Origin of the sequence: Methyloversatilis universalis FAM5, from assembly GCF_000214035.2 — a bacterium.
In the GTDB taxonomy this organism is placed as follows: domain Bacteria; phylum Pseudomonadota; class Gammaproteobacteria; order Burkholderiales; family Rhodocyclaceae; genus Methyloversatilis; species Methyloversatilis universalis.
On sequence record NZ_AFHG01000052.1, the window covers coordinates 134,520 to 150,488 of the forward strand.

Sequence of the window (15,969 nt, forward strand, 5' to 3'; positions counted from 1 at the left end):
TTTCAGTGGCTTGCGGGGTGGCTTTCGTTGTGCGTCGCAGCAGCGGTAATGCTTGAAGCGTGCCGAAACGCTCTCCTACACTGTCGCGAAAACAGCCGGTGCACTGCACCCGGCGATGACGCCAGGACATGAGGAGGAGGAAAGGCCATGCGTTTCAGGGATGCGTTCTCGCAGCACATGAGGCAGGTTGGTGCGCTGTCGTCGGCAAGCGGCGGCGAACTGCGAGTGCCGGGACAGGACCGCATCGCCGAGTCCTGGCGACGTTCGCTGGAACAGCACCGGGTCGATCCGGAAATGCCGGCTTCGCCGCGCATCCTGAGCGCGGCCGAGGTGCGCGAGCGCTGTGGTCGCATCGAGCCCTTCCTGCAGCTGGCGCGGCTCGGCGTGGGCAAGCTGCACAGCCAGATCAAGGACGCCGGCTACTGCGTGCTGATGACCGACGCCGAGGGCAGTACCGTGGACTTTCGCGGACACCCGTCCACCGATCTCGAATTCCGTTCGCGTGGCTTCCGTGTCGGCGCCTGCTGGTCTGAGCGTGATGAAGGCACCTGTGGCGTCGGGACCACGCTGATCGACCGGGCACCCATCCTGGTGCACAAGGGCGAACACTTCCGCGCCTACAACGTCGGCATTACCTGCAGCGCCGCACCGGTGTTCGGCCCGGACAACGATGTGGTGGCGGTGCTCAACGCGTCGGCGCTGGCGGCGCCGGACGACCGCCGCAGCCAGTCGGTGGTGTTCCAGCTGGTGGCGCAGAACGCCCGTTTCATCGAGAACGCCTGGTTCATCGAAGCCAACCGCCACCGCTGGACGGTGCAGATCGCCGGCGTCGGCCGCGGGCTGGACCCGGAGCGCAGCTACCTGCTGGCGCTGGACGAGCGCGGCCGCATCGTGCAGGCCAACTTCCTCGCCCATGTCGAACTGCTGGAGTACGCCGGGCCGTTGCCGCGCGCCTTCCACGAGGTGTTCGATCTGAGCGCCGACGAACTGCTGCGGGCCGCGCACGACCGGCCGGGCATGCCGGTGGGCCTGCGTCGGCTGAGCAGCGGCCAGGTGCTGTCGGCGGTGGTGCGGGTGCCCGAACAGCGGCGCCAGCCCCGCCGGGCGGTGCAGGGCCGGCACGATTTCTCGACGCTGGCGGTGGGGGATACCCGCGTTGCCGGCGACATCCAGCGCATCAAGCGCATCGTGAACAGCCGTCTGCCCATCCTGCTGCTGGGCGAGACCGGCGTCGGCAAGGAGGCGTTCGCGCACGCCATTCATGCGCAGAGCGAGCGGCACGATCAGCCCTTCGTCGCGCTGAACTGCGCAGCCATTCCGGAAAACCTGATCGAGAGCGAACTGTTCGGCTACCGCGAAGGCGCGTTCACCGGCGCCAAGGCGAAGGGCGAGGCGGGCAAGATCCAGATGTCCAGCGGCGGCACGCTGTTCCTGGACGAGATCGGCGACATGCCGTTGCCGCTGCAGACCCGGCTGCTGCGGGTGCTGGCCGAGGGCGAGGTGCTGCGCCTGGGCGGCACCGAGCCGGAAAAGGTGGATCTGAACGTCGTGTGCGCCACCCACCGCGACCTGGAGTCGCTCGTGGCGGCCGGCCGCTTCCGCGAGGATCTGTACTACCGGCTCAATGCCGCCACCTTCACGCTGCCGCCGCTGCGCGCGCGCAGTGACCGGCGCCAGGTGCTGCAGCAGGTGTTCGACGAGGAATGTGCGGCGGCAGGGCGAGACATCGAGCTTCCGGATGAGCTGGCCGACGAGCTGATGGGCTATGGATGGCCGGGCAACATCCGCCAGCTGCGCAACACGCTGCGCTATGCGGTCGCGGTGTGCGAATCCAATGCGCTGTCACGCCTGAATCTGCCGGACAACCTGCTGCGGGCGCTGGACGAACCGGCCCCTGAGACGCCCGGGCCGCGCAGCGAAGCCGAGGCGGACGAACGCCGCCGCATCATCGAGGCGATGGAAGCCAGCGGCTGGCGCGCGACCGAAGCGGCCGCGCTGATCGGTATGCCGCGCGCCACCTTCTACCGGCGACTCAGCCGCTACGGTCTGGGCCGCGGACGCTTTCCGAGCCGCTAGCGTTCCCGGCATCCTGACGGACTGATCGGAAGATCGTCGCGGCGAATCGCCGTGCTGGCGGCCAGCGAGGCGACCACCGCCGGCAAATCAGCCCTGTGTCCGCCGCGGATCAGCGCTGTGCCGGCGGCGTGAGCCGCGCGCGTACGAAGTCGATGTGCGCGTACATGGCGTCGCGCGCGCGATAGGGTTCGCGTGCGCGGATTGCTTCCCACAGCGCGAAGTGCTGCTGCCACAGCGCCTCGGCCACCGCCCGGTCGCCGTAACGCAGGCCGGCCTGGTTGTGCGCGATGTGCTCGCGGTGCATGGCCAGCAGATTGGCCTGCAGATAGCCGAACATGCTGTTGTGGGCGGCTGCGGCGATGGCGCCATGCCACACCGAATCGAGCAGTACCTCCTGCGCCTCGTCGTCGTCGCGGCGCGCGCGGCGCAGCCGGTCCACCACCCCGCGCAGCGTGGCGAGATCGGCGCGGCTGGCGCGTTCGGCGGCGAACTGCGCGGCGGCGCCTTCCAGCACGCGCCGGAATTCCAGCATGTCGCCGCCCAGATGCGGGTGTTCGGCCAGCAGCTGTCGCCAGGGCGACGCCAGCCCGCCGTGCAGCCTTTCGGTGACGTACACGCCACTGCCGACCCGACTGGCCAGCAGACCGCGGGCAGCCAGACGCTGTATCGCCTCACGCAGCGTGCCGCGCGACACGCCCAGTTCGTCGGCCAGCGCGCGTTCGGCCGGCAGGCGGGCACCGGCCGGGTAGTGGCCGTCGAGCAGGCGGGCTTCCAGTGCGCGGGTGGCGCGGTCGGCGGCGGAGACGGGCATGGCGGGATCTCTGCTGAATTGGTCCGACCAATTTTGCCCGAATGCGGGCGCTCGCGATCATGCGCTCCCATCAAGCCGCCCGCCTCGGGGCGCGACCACCGGAGTTTTCGATGCACGCTGCCCGCCCACCGCGCCCCGACCAGGTCTACCTGTTCGGTACCTGCCTGATCGACCTGTTCGTGCCCGAAGCCGGGCTGGACGCGGTGCGGCTGCTCGAACGCGAGGGGCTCACCGTGCATTACCCGCAGGCGCAGAGCTGCTGCGGTCAGCCGGCCTGGACCAGCGGCAATCCGGACGAGGCGCGCCGGGTCGCCGCGGCGCAGATCGCGCTGTTCGATCAGCCCTGGCCCATCGTGGTGCCGTCCGGCTCCTGTGCCGGGATGATGCGGCACCACTGGCCCGCGCTGTTCGACGACGAGCCGGCGCTGCAGGCGCGGGCACGCGACGTGGCTGGCCGGGTGCATGAACTGGCCGGCTTTCTGGTCGAGGTGCTGGCGGTCGACTATTCCGGCGCCGGCGGCGAGCCGGTGACCGTGGGCCTGCACACCTCGTGCAGCGCCCGCCGCGAAATGGGTACGCGGGTGCACGGCGTGCAGCTGCTGTCCGCGCTGCCCGGCGTCACGCTCGACACCCACGCCAGCGAATCTGAATGCTGCGGTTTCGGTGGCGTGTTCTCGCTCAAGCACGCGGACATTTCCGGCGCCATCGTGCGCGACAAGGTGGCCAGCCTGTCGGCGGTGTGCGAGCGCTTCGTGACCGCGGACTGCGGCTGCATGCTGAACATCACGCACGCCGCCGAACACCAGGGCCGGCCCTTGCGGGGCGAGCACATCGCCACCTTCCTGCGCCGCCGGCTGGAGGGCGAAGCATGAGCGCCCGTGACCGCATCCTGGCGCGGCTGCGCGCCGCCGAGCCGGGCGCGCCGGTGGCGGTGCCGGACGTGGCCGGCTACTACGCAAGGCGTTCGCGGCTGACCGCGACCGAGCTCCTGAGCCAGCTGTGCGCGCGCCTGCGTGCTTCGCGTGCCGACGTGAAGGTGGCCGCGCCGGACGCGTGGGCGTCGGTGGCGGCCGAGGCGCTGCAGCAGCGCGGCGTGCGCCGGCTGGCGCTGGGGTCCTGCGCACGCGCGGTGACGCTGGCCGCCGCGCTGCCGGACACCATCGAAACCGTGCGCTTCGACGGCGCGATCGAGGGCTGGAAGCGCGCACTGTTCGAAACGGTCGATGCCGGTTTCACGCCGGCGTCTGCCGGCATCGCTGCCACCGGCGCACTGCTGCTGAACCATGGCGGTGCGCTGCCGCGCACGCTGTCGCTGGTGCCCCCGGTCAGCCTGGTCTGCGTCGATGTGCACGACCTGTACGACGACCTGCACCACGCCGCCAGCGTGCAGCGCTGGGCCGACGACATGCCGACCAACCGGGTGCTGGTGTCCAGCCCGTCGCGCACCGCCGACATCCAGCAGACCCTGGCCTATGGTGCGCACGGTCCGCGCGAACTGATCGTGGTGGTGATCGCGGACGGAGAGACCGCATGAGTGCGCAGCCGCTGCATTTCGTATCGCCGGCGCAGTTCCGCGGCCGGGTCAGCGAGGCGCTGGCCGACGACGGCCTGCGCGACAACTTCCGCAGCGCGATGAACTTCCTGCGCGACAAGCGCGCCAGCCAGTTTCCGGACCCGGTCGAAACCGAAGCGCTGCGCGATCTGGGCGAGGCGGTGCGCAAGCACGCGCTGGCCCACCTGCCGGCGCTGCTGGAAAAGCTGGAAGCGAATCTTCAGGCGCGCGGCGTCGAGGTGCACTGGGCAGACACGCCGGACGAGGCCTGCGCCCTCATCCACCGCATTGCCACCGAAGCCGGTGCGCAGCGGGTGATCAAGGGCAAGTCCATGGTGAGCGAGGAGGTGGAGCTGAACCACTACCTCGAGGCGCGCGGCATCGACTGCCTGGAATCCGACATGGGCGAATACATCGTACAGCTGGCCGGCGAACGGCCGTCGCACATCGTCATGCCGGCCATCCACAAGACGAAGCAGGACATCGCCCGGCTGTTCGAGCAGAAGATTCCGGGCGCCGGCTATACCGAAGACGTCGATGCGCTCATCCACACCGGCCGCCAGGTGCTGCGCGAACGTTTCATGCAGGCCGACATCGGCATTTCCGGCGTCAATTTCGCGATCGCAGAGACCGGCACGCTGTGGCTGGTCGAGAATGAAGGCAACGGGCGGCTATCGACCACGGTGCCGGACATCCACATCGCGATGATGGGCATCGAGAAGGTGGTCGATACGCTGGAACACGCGTTGCCGCTGGCCAGCCTGCTGCCGCGTTCGGCCACCGGTCAGGCTGCCACCACCTATTTCAACCTGATTACCGGTCCGCGCCGGCCGGGCGACCAGGACGGCCCGCGCCGCATGCATCTGGTGCTGCTCGACAACGGTCGCAGCCAGGCCTATGCCGACGCCCAGCTGCGCGCGACGCTGCAATGCATACGCTGCGGCGCCTGCATGAACCACTGTCCGGTGTATGCGCGGGTCGGCGGCCATGCCTACGGCACGACCTATCCCGGTCCGATCGGCCAGATCCTGTCACCGCATCTGCTCGGGCTGGAGGCCAGCCGCGACCTGCCGACCGCCTCCAGCCTCTGTGGCGCCTGTGCCGAGGTGTGTCCGGTACGCATCCCGATTCCGTCCCTGCTGATGCGGCTGCGCACCGAAGCCAACCGGGCGCCCGGAGCCCGCACCGCGCAGCCGCTGGCCGGGCAGGGCGCGTCGTTCAGCCTCGGCCAGAAGCTGGTGTGGCGCTTCTGGAGCGGCATCTACGCCCGCACCGGCCCTTACCGGCTGCTGCGCTGGGCTGCCACGCGCCTGCGTCGTTGGGCACCCCGCCGGCAGATGGGCTGGACCCAGCACCGCACCCCTTTGGTGCCTGCGGCGCGCAGCCTGCACGATCTAATGAAGGCGCGCCGGATGGCCGTTTCCGATCGCGATGTAAAAAAGATGTGAAAAATAACCACGGGCGCTGCGGGTGACATCAAGTTCAGCCGCGGCCGGTCGATATCCGGACGGATAACACGCTCCTCGCGAGGCTTTAGATGATTCCCGTCCGCAAGACCGATGTGGTGCTGGGCAAACCCTTGCCCTATTCGCTGTATGACCAGAACAACAAGCTTCTGCTCAAGGCCGGGGTCATCGTGCAGACGCAGAATCAGCTCGATGTGCTGAGCGAGCGCGGGCTCTACCGTGATCGCGTGGCCGCCAACATGCCGCAGGTGACCGCGCGCGCCGGTCAGGACACCGAACCCAAGGCCGCGTCCGACAAGGACGGCATCCTGCTTGAGCTGGAAGACATCCGGATGCAGATCGGCGACACGCTGCAGCTGCAGGCCGCCGGCGAGGACGGCCAGCGCCACACGGTGAAGCTGCTAGGTTACGCGAAGGGGCGCAGCGTCATGGTGACGCCGCCGATGATCGACGGTGCCTACGCCATCGTGAAGCAGGACGCGGCCTTCGTCGTACGCTTCTTTTCCGGCAAGAGCGTGTACGCCTTCCCCTCTCACGTGCTGAAAATGGCCAACACGCCCTTCCCCTACCTGCATCTGAGCTACCCGAAGAAGGTGCGCGGCATGCGCGTGCGACGTGCCCAGCGCGCCAGCGTGAAGCTCATCACCGCGGTGACCGACATGTACGGCGCCCTGTACGCCGGCACCATGCTGGACATCAGCAAGGGCGGATCGCTGATGGCGGCGAAAACCGCCATTGGCGGCGCGGGCGACGAAATCCAGCTCAAATTCCGTTTGCAGTTCGACGACATCGATCAGTTCGTGCACGTGAAGGCCGCCATCCGTTCGGTGCAGCGCAATCCGGACGCCGAAAGCGAGGCGCTGACCTTCAATCACGGGCTGGAATTCGTCGAGGTGCAGGAATCGGACCGTCTGGCGCTGGCCGCCTTCACCTACCAGAAGCTGATCGAGGCCAGCGAAGCGGCCTGACCCGGCGTACGCGCGCCGTCGTATTTCGGGCAGGGTGCGGCGCGAGCTCGCATCCCGGCGTAACATTCGCGCCGTCCATGCCCGGAGCGACGCCATGAAATGCCCGTTCTGCAGCTCCCCCGATACCCAGGTCGTCGAAACGCGCGAAAGCGAGGACGGCGACATCATCCGTCGCCGGCGTCGCTGCGCGCACTGCGACAAGCGCTTCACCACCTACGAGCGGGTCGAGCTGAAGATGCCGCAGATCGTCAAGAAGGACGGTCGGCGGGCCGATTACGATCGCGAAAAGCTGAGGGCCAGCATGATGCTGGCGCTGCGCAAGCGCCCGGTCACCACCGAATCGGTGGATCTGGCGATGGATCGCATCGAGGAACGCCTGCTCACCATGGGCGTGCGCGAACTGGCGACCGACCGTCTTGGCGAGCTCGTCATGCGCGAACTGAAGAAGCTGGACAAGATCGGCTACATCCGCTTCGCCAGCGTCTATCGCAATTTCGAGGATGTCGATGAATTTTCCGAAGTGGTGCGCGAAGTGACCAAGCCGCCGCGCGCAACCCGCAAGACCGGAGGCTGAATGGCGCTCGACGTCGCGCTCGACGCGCGCTTCATGGCGCGTGCGCTGAAGCTGGCCGCACGGGGGCTGTGGACCACGTCGCCGAATCCGCGTGTCGGCTGCGTGCTGGTGAAGGAGGGCCGCATCGTCGGCGAAGGCTGGCATGAGCGGGCCGGCGAGCCGCATGCCGAGGTGCATGCGCTGCGCGCGGCCGGCGAGGCAGCCCGCGGCGCCACCGCCTACGTGACGCTGGAGCCGTGCAGCCACCATGGCCGCACGCCGCCCTGCGCAGACGCGCTGGTGGCCGCGGGCGTCGCCCGTGTGGTCGCGGCCATGCAGGACCCGAATCCGCTGGTCGCCGGCAACGGTCTGGCGCGGCTGCGCGCCGCCGGCATCGCCACTGACTGTGGCGTACTGGAGAACGAGGCGCGCGAACTGAACATCGGTTTCGTGTCGCGCATGACCCGGGGCAAACCCTGGGTGCGGCTGAAGACCGCGTCCACGCTGGACGGCGTGACCGCGCTGGAAAACGGGGTGAGCCAGTGGATCACCGGTCCGGCGGCGCGGCGCGACGGTCACCGCTGGCGGGCACGCGCCTGTGCGGTGCTGTCAGGCATCGGTACGGTGATGGAGGACGACCCCAGCCTGACCGTACGCGAGGTCGACACGCCGCGGCAGCCGCTGCGCATCATCGTCGACGCGCGGCTTCAGCTCACGCCGCAGGCGCGGCTGTTCGCCGACATCGAACGCTCGCCGCTGCTGGTGGTGTGCGCGTCGGACGACACGCCGAAGGCCCGGGCGCTGCGCGACGCCGGCGCCGAACTGCTGGTGCTGCCGAACGAGGGCGGCAAGGTGGATCTGCCGGCCATGTTCCAGGCGCTGGGCGCGCGCGGGCTGAACGAGGTGCATGCCGAATCCGGGCACAAGCTGAACGGCTCGCTGATGCGCGAAGGCTGTGTGGACGAACTGCTGATGTATCTGGCGCCCACGCTGCTCGGGCGCGGCATGGGGCTGTTCAATCTCGGCCCCTTCGACACGCTGGCCCAGCGCATCGATCTCGACATCCGTGACATGCGGGCCGTGGGCAGGGACTGGCGGGTACTGGCCCGGCCGCGCGCCTGATTGGGCGGCTGCCTCAGCGAGCTCAGCGAGCTCAGCGAGAATGGGGGGGGGAGGGCGGCCGGTTCGCGGCCGTCTTTACGGTCTGCGTCGCGTGCTGCGAAGACCGTGCGCTGCGGAAGGCGCGGTGAACGACATCCGCCGTCCAGCGGACATCGCTCACCTGCATGCGCCAGGTCAGGCGGTCAGCCTATCCGGATCGGCACGAACAGCCGGTTGTCGCCGCGCTGTATCAGCAGCGCCACCCGGCCCTTGGCCTTCTCGACCAGGCGCGCCAGTTCTTCCGCGCTGCCCACCGGCTGACCGTTGACCGCAAGAATCGCGTCACCCGGCTGGATGCCGGCCTGTGCCGCCGCACCGCCGGCGTCCGCCACCAGTACGCCGCGATTCACGCCCAGCTGCTGCGCTTCGGCGCCGGTCAGCGGTCGCACCGCGAGACCGAGGCGGTCACGCAGCGGGCTGCTGTCGCGGCTGCCGTCGCCCTGCGCCACCAGTTCGCTGTCCGACTGCTCGCCCAGCGTCGCGCTCAGTTCGCGTTCCGCGCCCTGGCGCCACACCTTCATCTTCACCGTCTTGCCCGGCGCCAGATTGCCGATCACCTTGGGCAGATCGAAGGAGTCGGACACCTCGCGCCCGTCGACCGACAGGATGACGTCGCCGGCCTGCAGACCGGCCTTGTCCGCCGGCCCGCCCTGGTCGACATTGGCCACCAGTGCGCCGCGCGCGCGGTCCAGCCCGAAGCTGTCCGCCAGTTCGCGGTTGATCGGCTGGATGCTCACACCGAGGCGCGCATGCTTGGCGCGGCCGTAAAGCTTGATCTGGTCCGCCACCCGCATCGCGACATCGATCGGGATCGCGAACGACAGGCCCATGAAGCCGCCGGTGCGCGAATAGATCTGGGAATTGATGCCGATCACCTCGCCATTGAGGTTGAACAGAGGGCCACCGGAATTGCCCGGGTTGATCGCCACGTCTGTCTGGATGAAAGGCACCAGCGATTCGTCCGGCAGCGCGCGCGACTTGGCGCTGACGATGCCGGCGGTCACCGTGTTCTCGAAACCGAAGGGGGCGCCAATGGCCGCCACCCATTCGCCGACCCGGGTGTTTTCGGCATTGCCCAGCTTCACCGCCGGGAGGTTCTTTGCTTCGATCTTGATCAGCGCCACGTCGGTGCGCTTGTCGCTGCCGATCACCTTGGCCTTGTACTCGCGCTTGTCGGTGAATTTCACCGTCACTTCAGCCGCCTCGGCGACCACGTGGGCATTGGTCAGGATGTAGCCATCCGGGCTGATGACGAAGCCGGAGCCGATGCCGCGCGGGGCCGGTGCATCACCGCCGCCGCCGCGTTGCGGGTTCTGCGGTACCGGGATGCCGAAGCGGCGGAAGAATTCGAACATCGGATCATTCGGATTCATCGCTGCGCGCTGCGGCACCTTGCCGACCACGCTGATATTCACCACCGAAGGCGAGGTCTGTTCGACCAGGGTGCTGAAATCGGGCAGACCGGTGACCAGCGGCGCGCTGGTGAGCGCCGTGGGCGCCGGCGCCGCCTGGGCGACCTGGGTCGCCGGCTTGGACTGGGGCGCCGCTTCGGCCGAGCGCAGCCAGTCCACTGTCGTCGCGGTGGCGCCGAGGCCGAACGCGGTGGCGGTCAGCGCTGCGAGAGCGGTACGAGACAGCTTGATCTTCATCGAATGTCCTCTCCTGACGTGTGTTTGCGCGCCTGACAACAGTGCGGAACAGTCGGCGCAACTTGTGGGCGAACAATGGAGCCGGCCCGCCTGAAGGCCGTTCCGGCCTCTTGCATCCGGAAACAATCCCTGCTGCGGGCAGGGGTACTCGACAACTGTGCTCAATCTGGGGAGCAAAAACGCCGAATCAAGGGTCACAGTCTGCTCAAGCCCCTTGAAAAGCGCGCGACCCGCCGCCACCATGAACGGTCCGGTCCGATCCCCGCGCATGCCGGGTGGACAGACGCCCTGTCCGCCGACCTCATATATATAAGTACAGGAAGAACATGAAGAGCACTGACACCGCGCGTCCGACCCGTGAAGAAGCCGAGGCGGCCGTCCGCACCCTGATCCGCTGGACCGGGGACGACCCGACCCGTGAAGGCCTGATCGATACGCCCAAACGCGTCGTGAAGGCGTATGAGGAATTCTTCGCCGGCTATGCCGAAGATCCGCGCGATGTGCTGTCGCGCACCTTCGAGGAAGTCGAGGGCTACGACGAAGTGATCGCGCTGACCGGCATCCGCTTCGAAAGCCACTGCGAGCACCACATGGTGCCCATCATCGGCACCGCCCACGTCGCCTACCTGCCGGACCGCCGCGTGGTCGGCATCTCCAAGCTGGCGCGGCTGGTCGAAGTGTTCGCCAAGCGCCTGCAGATCCAGGAAAAGATGACGGTGCAGGTGGCCGATGCGCTGTACGAGGTGCTGCAGCCGCGCGGTGTGGCGGTGGTGATCGAAGCCGCCCATGAGTGCATGACCACGCGCGGTGTGCACAAGCCGGGCGTGGCCATGGTGACCAGCCGCATGCTGGGCGCCTTCCGCGAGGACGCTCGTACCCGCCGCGAGTTCTTCGACCTGATCGGTCGTTCCGGGGGCAGCGGCAGCTGCGGCGTCTGAGCGCCGCTGCAGTCCGCCTGCAACCAGAAAGCCCGGACATGTTCCGGGCTTTTTTGTGCCCGCTCGGTCGATCATGCCGGTCTGGCCGACCGCGCTCCCTGAAGCGATAGCCGCGCGAGGTGTGCCGTCTCGATAGGTCAGCATGGAAGCGGCTGGTTTCGAATGATCGCGGGGACCTCTTGCCACCCGTTTTCACGATGCCTTGAGTATGGGCTTCGCCCACCGGGAAACGGGTGGGCGCTGAGTACGCCCCGGAAGCCTTAAAGGACCTGCGATGCGCTTGATGCCCGGGGGGGCGTGACGGCGCGAGGCTGTTGTACTGCCGGGCTACAAGTACGTCGGCGGATGGGTGTCCTGCGCCTTTTGGGCCCGAACCGGGCCGGCGCTCGGCTCCGCGCCTTCTCGGACAACGGAGGCCTTCACGATTCATCCTTGCGCGGCGTCCTCACGGCAGGCTGTTGCGCAAAAACCACAAGGCCACGACGGGCCGGCTACGTAATTTGACGCATGGCTTGCGGCGGACTTTGCTGCTTCGGTACAGTCCGGCACACCTTCTGAAGCTCGAAGGTGTGTAGCCCGGCAGTGCAACAGCCTCGCGGTTGAATACGATCCGGGCACCCACTATCATCGCAAGAGGAGATTTGCGTAATGTCCAAGAAACTGCTTGCCGCTGCCATCGCCGCAGCGCTCGCCCCGGCCGCCGTCATGGCCGAAGCTTCCAACGTGACCATCTACGGTCGTATCGACTACGGCTTCATGTCGCGTGGTGGTGATAATGGTGGCCCGACCCAAAATGGTCGTCGTGATCGCCTCAACGACTTCGAAGACGGTATCGGCGGCACCAACCGCTTCGGTTTCCGTGGCAACGAAGACCTGGGCAACGGTCTGAAGGCCATCTACGAATTTGAATTCGGCTTCTCCGGCGACAGCGGCACCTCGTTCGGCACCACCACCAACCGTCACAGCTGGGTCGGTCTGGAAGGTGCTTTCGGTACCGTGATCGGCGGCCGTGTTGATGGCGCCCGCTACTCCTTCGTCGGTCAGTACGACCCGTTCAAGAACCAGACCGTTGCCAACGCCGGTTCGCTGTTCGGCGTGACCTCGGGTCTCGGCCAGGCCGACCGTGCAGACAACGCCATCGTGTACATCACCCCGGAACTGGCCCCCGGCCTGAAGTTCCTGGGCGCCTACACCACCTCGCTGCTGTCGGAAGCCGGCGCGCTGGCTCCGGCGAATGGCCGCGTTGATACGGGCGATACCCCCCTGTACGCGATTGCTGCTCTGTACAACAATGGTCCGCTGAGCTTCACTCTCGACTACGAAAATCTGCAGATCAAGCGCGCAGGTGCTGGTGGTCGCGATCTCGAATTCGATCTGTACGTAGCTGGCGCCAGCTACGATTTCGGTGTGGCCAAGCTGTCGGCTTACTACGAAAAGACCCAAGGTGATGACAATGCGTCCAAGGCTGTTTCGGACGGCGACGGCTGGCTGATCGGTGTTTCGGCTCCGGTCACGTCGAACATCACGCTGAAGGCTTCGTACGTCAAGGCGAACAATGATCGCGTTGCGGACGCGGATTGCAGCAAGTGGGGCTTCGGCGGCGAGTACGCTTTCTCGAAGCGCACCACTGCTTACGCCACCTACGCAAAGATTAGCAGCGACAGCAACGTCGCCGGTCTGGCTTGCGGTATCTCGAAGAACGCTGCTGGCGCGACCTATCCGGCTGCAACGGGTAACGCTGGTAACCCGGGCAACACCCCGAACCAAGCGTACGGCGATTCCGGTTTCAACATCGGTCTGGCCCACACCTTCTAATCGGTTTCCGATCAGAAAGTCGTGCTCAAACGGGCGCCTTCGGGCGCCCGTTTTTCATTTCCGGCGCCGGATTCGACCGAGTGCTTCTGCCTCGTTGCGCCATGGCGCCGAAGGTTGCTGAAGGCAGGACATCTTTCCAGACGGTCGTCGATGCGCGAGGGCAATAGGGGCGGATCCGCCCGAGTGGCCTGCGCAGTCCCCATGCCGATGAGCGGGGATAGCCGAATGGGGAAGGGGCGCGATGCGGCCGCCCGCCGGACGGGATGGCGAATGGTCGCAGGGTGCAAGGCGGGCTCAGCGCAGGACGGAGCGCAGCGCTGCGCTGCGCGGCAGCTCTGACGAAGGACCGGGCGCTCAGTCGAGCACGATGTCCAGTTCCGTGGTGCTGATGACGTCCTCGTCCGCGCGGCGACCGATGAGGCGGTACACCACGGTATCGCCCTTGCCCTTCAGATAGAGCGTCTGCGGCGGGTGGAAGTCGTAGCGGCTGCGCAGGCGCAGATAGGTGGCGGTGTCGACCTGCACCATGCCGGGCACGCCTTCGGTGGTGATGCGGCTGGCCAGATTGACGGTGTCGCCCCACAGGTCGTAGATGAACTTTTTCTTGCCGACCACGCCGGCCACGACCGGACCGGTGCCGATGCCGATGCGCAGATCCAGCAGAACGCCGGTGCCGGTGGTCTGGTTGCGCAGCCAGTCGCGCATTTCCAGGGCCAGGTCCGCGATGGCGGCGGTGTAGTCGGCGTTGTCCGAATTCAGTCCGCCGGCCACCATGTAGGCGTCGCCGATGGTCTTGATCTTCTCGAGTCCGCGCGCTTCCGCCTGCTCGTCGAAGCGTGAGAACACGCGGTTCAGCATCGAGAACACCTGGGCTGGCGTCATGCCGGCCGCGACCTGGGTGAAATTGACGATGTCGGCGAACATGACGCTGACGTCGGCGAAGCCGTCGGCGATGTTCTTCTCGTTTTCCTTGAGCCGGCGTGCGACCGGGCCGGGCAGGATGTTCAGCAGCAGCCGTTCCGATCGCGCCTGTTCCTGCTCCAGCAGCGCGTGAGCTTCCGCCAGCCGGCGGGCGATGATCTGCTTCTGCTCGATCGCGAAGCGCAGCAGCATGAACACGATGCTGGACACCGCCAGGAAGTTGAGCGCGAAGAACACGACGCTGGTTTCGACCGGTACCAGCGCGTTGCGGTAGGTTGCGGCGTCCGCCAGGTAGTAATCGAAGAAACCGGTCAGGGTCACCAGGAAGGCGTAGGCGAAGAACCAGGCCAGCGATTCGCGCGCACCGATGCACAGGATGGCGCCGATCGGAGCCAGCAGCCCCCACAGCAGGATGCCGCTGGCGGTAATGAAATTGCCGATGGCCCATTGCGCGGCAAACGGTGCGAACAGGAACAGCCCGAGCTGGGTGACGCGGAAGCTTCTGAAATTGCCGCGGTAAAGAAAGAAGGCCAGATTGCCGGCCAGCAGCAGCTGGTAGACGAAGGGCAGTGTGGCCGACAGCCGCGGACCGAGGCTCCAGTAGACCGCCAGCCAGAGCGTCGACGCGACGCACACCAGGCCAGTCGCCAGCACCAGCAGTGACTTGTTCAGCCGCTCGTCCGCGCTGTCTTCGGGCCGGATGCCGCCGCTGCGCAGGCGGGCGAGCAACGAGACGGGGGCGGTGGAAGGGGTCATGGCAGCTGTCCTGCGGTGATCATGCGTCCGAACAGCACGAAGCGCGACTCCCATTCCACCATGTCGTCGAACTCGCCGCCTGCCGTGGCGCTGCTGGTGCTGCCTTCGCGGGCGTAGAGGCGGCGCGGTGCGGTGCCGTCCGGCTGCGAGCTGTTGGCGTCCTCGTCACTGTTGGTGGCCGAGTCGTCGGCCACCACGGTGCCGGCCGACGTGGTTGCACCCCGGCCGTTCTCGCCATGTGACCACAGCGCGAAAGCCACCGCCGACGTGGTGGCGGCGCTGACCTCGTTGCCCGCGGCGTCGCGCAGCCAGATCTGGATGTCGCCTGCGCTGTCCAGCCGGATGCGGTCGGCGGGCGCCTTCACCAGCGCCGGCGACACCATGTAGCCGATGCGATTGCCCCAGCCGTCGAGTCCGCGTACGCCCAGCGTGGTCCAGGGCAGCAGGCCACGGCTGGTGGTGCAGCTGCCGCCGCTGCGGCTCTGTTCCAGCCCGTCTGCGCTCGAAGCCGCCGGGCAGGGCAGCGAGCGGTTGGCCACCGCATAGGCAGTGACGGCTTCGCGTGCGGCCTGCAGCGCTTCGCGGGTTTCGGCGATGCGGGTGCGCAGCATGGCCATCTGCAGCGCGCTGATGGCGCCGATGCTGAGCAGCGCGATGATGGTGAGTGCCACCGCGATTTCGATCAGCGTGAATCCTCGATGCTTTTTCATGTTCAGGAACAGGGCAGGGCGCAGTCCGGCAGCACGGCCAGTGTGCGCGCGATGAGGCGACCGTCGCTCAGCGTGATGCGCGCGTCACTGCCCTGCATGCAAAGACGGCTGCACCACTGGTTGCGTGTCCACCATTCGGCCACCGGCGTGCCGTCGGCGTTGCGGGTGCCGTCGTCGGGCACCGTCTGCGGTCGCAGCTCGGCCAGCACGCGGGTGCTGGCGGTGACGAACAGGCGGGGCGTATCGAGCGCGATCACCCGGTCGTTGAAACCGGCATCCGGCGGCAGGCTGACGGCGTTCAGGCCGCCGGTGTGCGGTCGGTCGGTGCCGGCGACCGCGACGTCTTCGAGGAACTGGCCGATGCTGCCACCGCGGCAGCCGGACACCGCGTCGGCCGCCCCGCGCAGTTGGCCCCCCTGCGCATGGCCTGGCGCGAATACCGCGGCCGCCAGCAGACGCCCGCTCGGTCCGGTGCTGCCGACCTCGACGATTTCGCCAGGTGTGGCCGGATTCAGCGCCGGCCGGTCCGGCGACGTGCCGCGGGTGCTGGTTGGGATGTTGTTGCTGTAGGTCGGGCTGCGCGCGTACCACAG

At 67.5% G+C, this 15,969-nt stretch carries 14 protein-coding genes; 9 read left to right on the top strand and 5 right to left on the bottom strand.

What is annotated here, in order from left to right:
- The first annotated feature begins 147 nt into the window (after positions 1-147).
- On the top strand, positions 148-2,076 hold the full coding sequence (locus METUNV1_RS11670; RefSeq protein WP_008061944.1) for a sigma-54-dependent Fis family transcriptional regulator: 1,929 nt from the start codon (positions 148-150) through the stop codon (positions 2,074-2,076).
- Positions 2,077-2,185: 109 nt separating this feature from the next.
- On the opposite strand, the gene METUNV1_RS11675 is transcribed toward METUNV1_RS11670, so the two are convergent.
- Positions 2,186-2,887, bottom strand: a complete 702-nt coding sequence (locus METUNV1_RS11675; RefSeq protein ID WP_008061945.1) for a FadR/GntR family transcriptional regulator — start codon at positions 2,885-2,887, stop codon at positions 2,186-2,188.
- 110 nt (positions 2,888-2,997) lie between these two features.
- Between METUNV1_RS11675 and METUNV1_RS11680 the strand changes: the two genes are divergently transcribed.
- The 6 genes from METUNV1_RS11680 (at position 2,998) to ribD (ending at position 8,548) form a co-directional block, all read left to right on the top strand.
- Positions 2,998-3,759, top strand: coding sequence for a (Fe-S)-binding protein (locus tag METUNV1_RS11680; RefSeq protein ID WP_008061946.1), 762 nt, complete (start codon positions 2,998-3,000; stop codon positions 3,757-3,759).
- Positions 3,756-4,421, top strand: coding sequence for a LutC/YkgG family protein (locus tag METUNV1_RS11685; RefSeq protein WP_008061947.1), 666 nt, complete (start codon positions 3,756-3,758; stop codon positions 4,419-4,421). The genes METUNV1_RS11680 and METUNV1_RS11685 overlap by 4 nt, the downstream gene beginning before the upstream one ends.
- Positions 4,418-5,887: a LutB/LldF family L-lactate oxidation iron-sulfur protein gene (locus METUNV1_RS11690; protein ID WP_008061948.1), complete on the top strand. Its 1,470-nt coding sequence runs from the start codon at positions 4,418-4,420 to the stop codon at positions 5,885-5,887. Before METUNV1_RS11685 ends, METUNV1_RS11690 begins: the two co-directional genes overlap by 4 nt.
- Positions 5,888-5,976: 89 nt before the next feature.
- A complete protein-coding gene (locus METUNV1_RS11695) occupies positions 5,977-6,873 on the top strand; it encodes a flagellar brake protein (RefSeq protein ID WP_008061949.1) in 897 nt (298 codons plus the stop codon).
- A 94-nt stretch (positions 6,874-6,967) separates the two neighbouring features.
- Entirely contained in the window at positions 6,968-7,447 is a 480-nt protein-coding gene (gene nrdR, locus METUNV1_RS11700; protein ID WP_008061950.1) for a transcriptional regulator NrdR, read from the top strand.
- A complete protein-coding gene (gene ribD, locus METUNV1_RS11705; protein ID WP_008061951.1) occupies positions 7,448-8,548 on the top strand; it encodes a bifunctional diaminohydroxyphosphoribosylaminopyrimidine deaminase/5-amino-6-(5-phosphoribosylamino)uracil reductase RibD in 1,101 nt (366 codons plus the stop codon).
- Positions 8,549-8,730: 182 nt separating this feature from the next.
- Here the strand turns inward: ribD and METUNV1_RS11710 are convergent, their stop codons facing one another.
- Positions 8,731-10,236: a DegQ family serine endoprotease gene (locus METUNV1_RS11710; RefSeq protein ID WP_008061952.1), complete on the bottom strand. Its 1,506-nt coding sequence runs from the start codon at positions 10,234-10,236 to the stop codon at positions 8,731-8,733.
- Between the two features lie 326 nt (positions 10,237-10,562).
- On the opposite strand from METUNV1_RS11710, the gene folE reads away from it, so the two are divergent.
- Together folE and METUNV1_RS11720 are read left to right on the top strand one after the other, a co-directional pair.
- Entirely contained in the window at positions 10,563-11,174 is a 612-nt protein-coding gene (gene folE, locus METUNV1_RS11715; protein WP_008061954.1) for a GTP cyclohydrolase I FolE, read from the top strand.
- A 648-nt stretch (positions 11,175-11,822) separates the two neighbouring features.
- Positions 11,823-12,989 carry a porin gene (locus tag METUNV1_RS11720; protein ID WP_008061955.1) on the top strand — a complete coding sequence of 389 codons (1,167 nt, stop codon included), beginning with the start codon at positions 11,823-11,825 and terminating at the stop codon, positions 12,987-12,989.
- Between the two features lie 354 nt (positions 12,990-13,343).
- Here METUNV1_RS11720 and METUNV1_RS11725 read toward each other — a convergent pair whose 3' ends face one another.
- Genes METUNV1_RS11725 through METUNV1_RS19995 form a run of 3 tightly spaced genes read right to left on the bottom strand, consistent with a single transcriptional unit; the run spans position 13,344 to position 15,762 of the window.
- A complete protein-coding gene (locus METUNV1_RS11725; protein ID WP_008061958.1) occupies positions 13,344-14,666 on the bottom strand; it encodes an adenylate/guanylate cyclase domain-containing protein in 1,323 nt (440 codons plus the stop codon).
- The gene (locus METUNV1_RS11730; protein WP_008061960.1) at positions 14,663-15,376 is read right to left on the bottom strand and encodes a type II secretion system protein; all 714 of its coding nucleotides are present in this window, start codon (positions 15,374-15,376) and stop codon (positions 14,663-14,665) included. The genes METUNV1_RS11725 and METUNV1_RS11730 overlap by 4 nt, the downstream gene beginning before the upstream one ends.
- 2 nt (positions 15,377-15,378) lie before the next feature.
- Positions 15,379-15,762, bottom strand: a complete 384-nt coding sequence (locus METUNV1_RS19995; RefSeq protein WP_008061962.1) for a hypothetical protein — start codon at positions 15,760-15,762, stop codon at positions 15,379-15,381.
- Positions 15,763-15,969 lie beyond the last annotated feature (207 nt).

Excerpts from the sequence above, each read along its gene's own strand:
- METUNV1_RS11710 (WP_008061952.1), bottom strand. The coding sequence starts at position 10,236 with ATGAAGATCAAGCTGTCTCGTACCGCTCTCGCAGCGCTGACCGCCACC.
- METUNV1_RS11730 (WP_008061960.1), bottom strand. The coding sequence starts at position 15,376 with ATGAAAAAGCATCGAGGATTCACGCTGATCGAAATCGCGGTGGCACTC.
- METUNV1_RS11680 (WP_008061946.1), top strand. The coding sequence starts at position 2,998 with ATGCACGCTGCCCGCCCACCGCGCCCCGACCAGGTCTACCTGTTCGGT.
- METUNV1_RS11720 (WP_008061955.1), top strand. The coding sequence starts at position 11,823 with ATGTCCAAGAAACTGCTTGCCGCTGCCATCGCCGCAGCGCTCGCCCCG.
- METUNV1_RS11675 (WP_008061945.1), bottom strand. The coding sequence starts at position 2,887 with ATGCCCGTCTCCGCCGCCGACCGCGCCACCCGCGCACTGGAAGCCCGC.
- METUNV1_RS11685 (WP_008061947.1), top strand. The coding sequence starts at position 3,756 with ATGAGCGCCCGTGACCGCATCCTGGCGCGGCTGCGCGCCGCCGAGCCG.
- METUNV1_RS11695 (WP_008061949.1), top strand. The coding sequence starts at position 5,977 with ATGATTCCCGTCCGCAAGACCGATGTGGTGCTGGGCAAACCCTTGCCC.
- nrdR (WP_008061950.1), top strand. The coding sequence starts at position 6,968 with ATGAAATGCCCGTTCTGCAGCTCCCCCGATACCCAGGTCGTCGAAACG.
- METUNV1_RS11670 (WP_008061944.1), top strand. The coding sequence starts at position 148 with ATGCGTTTCAGGGATGCGTTCTCGCAGCACATGAGGCAGGTTGGTGCG.
- METUNV1_RS11725 (WP_008061958.1), bottom strand. The coding sequence starts at position 14,666 with ATGACCCCTTCCACCGCCCCCGTCTCGTTGCTCGCCCGCCTGCGCAGC.
- folE (WP_008061954.1), top strand. The coding sequence starts at position 10,563 with ATGAAGAGCACTGACACCGCGCGTCCGACCCGTGAAGAAGCCGAGGCG.
- ribD (WP_008061951.1), top strand. The coding sequence starts at position 7,448 with ATGGCGCTCGACGTCGCGCTCGACGCGCGCTTCATGGCGCGTGCGCTG.
- METUNV1_RS11690 (WP_008061948.1), top strand. The coding sequence starts at position 4,418 with ATGAGTGCGCAGCCGCTGCATTTCGTATCGCCGGCGCAGTTCCGCGGC.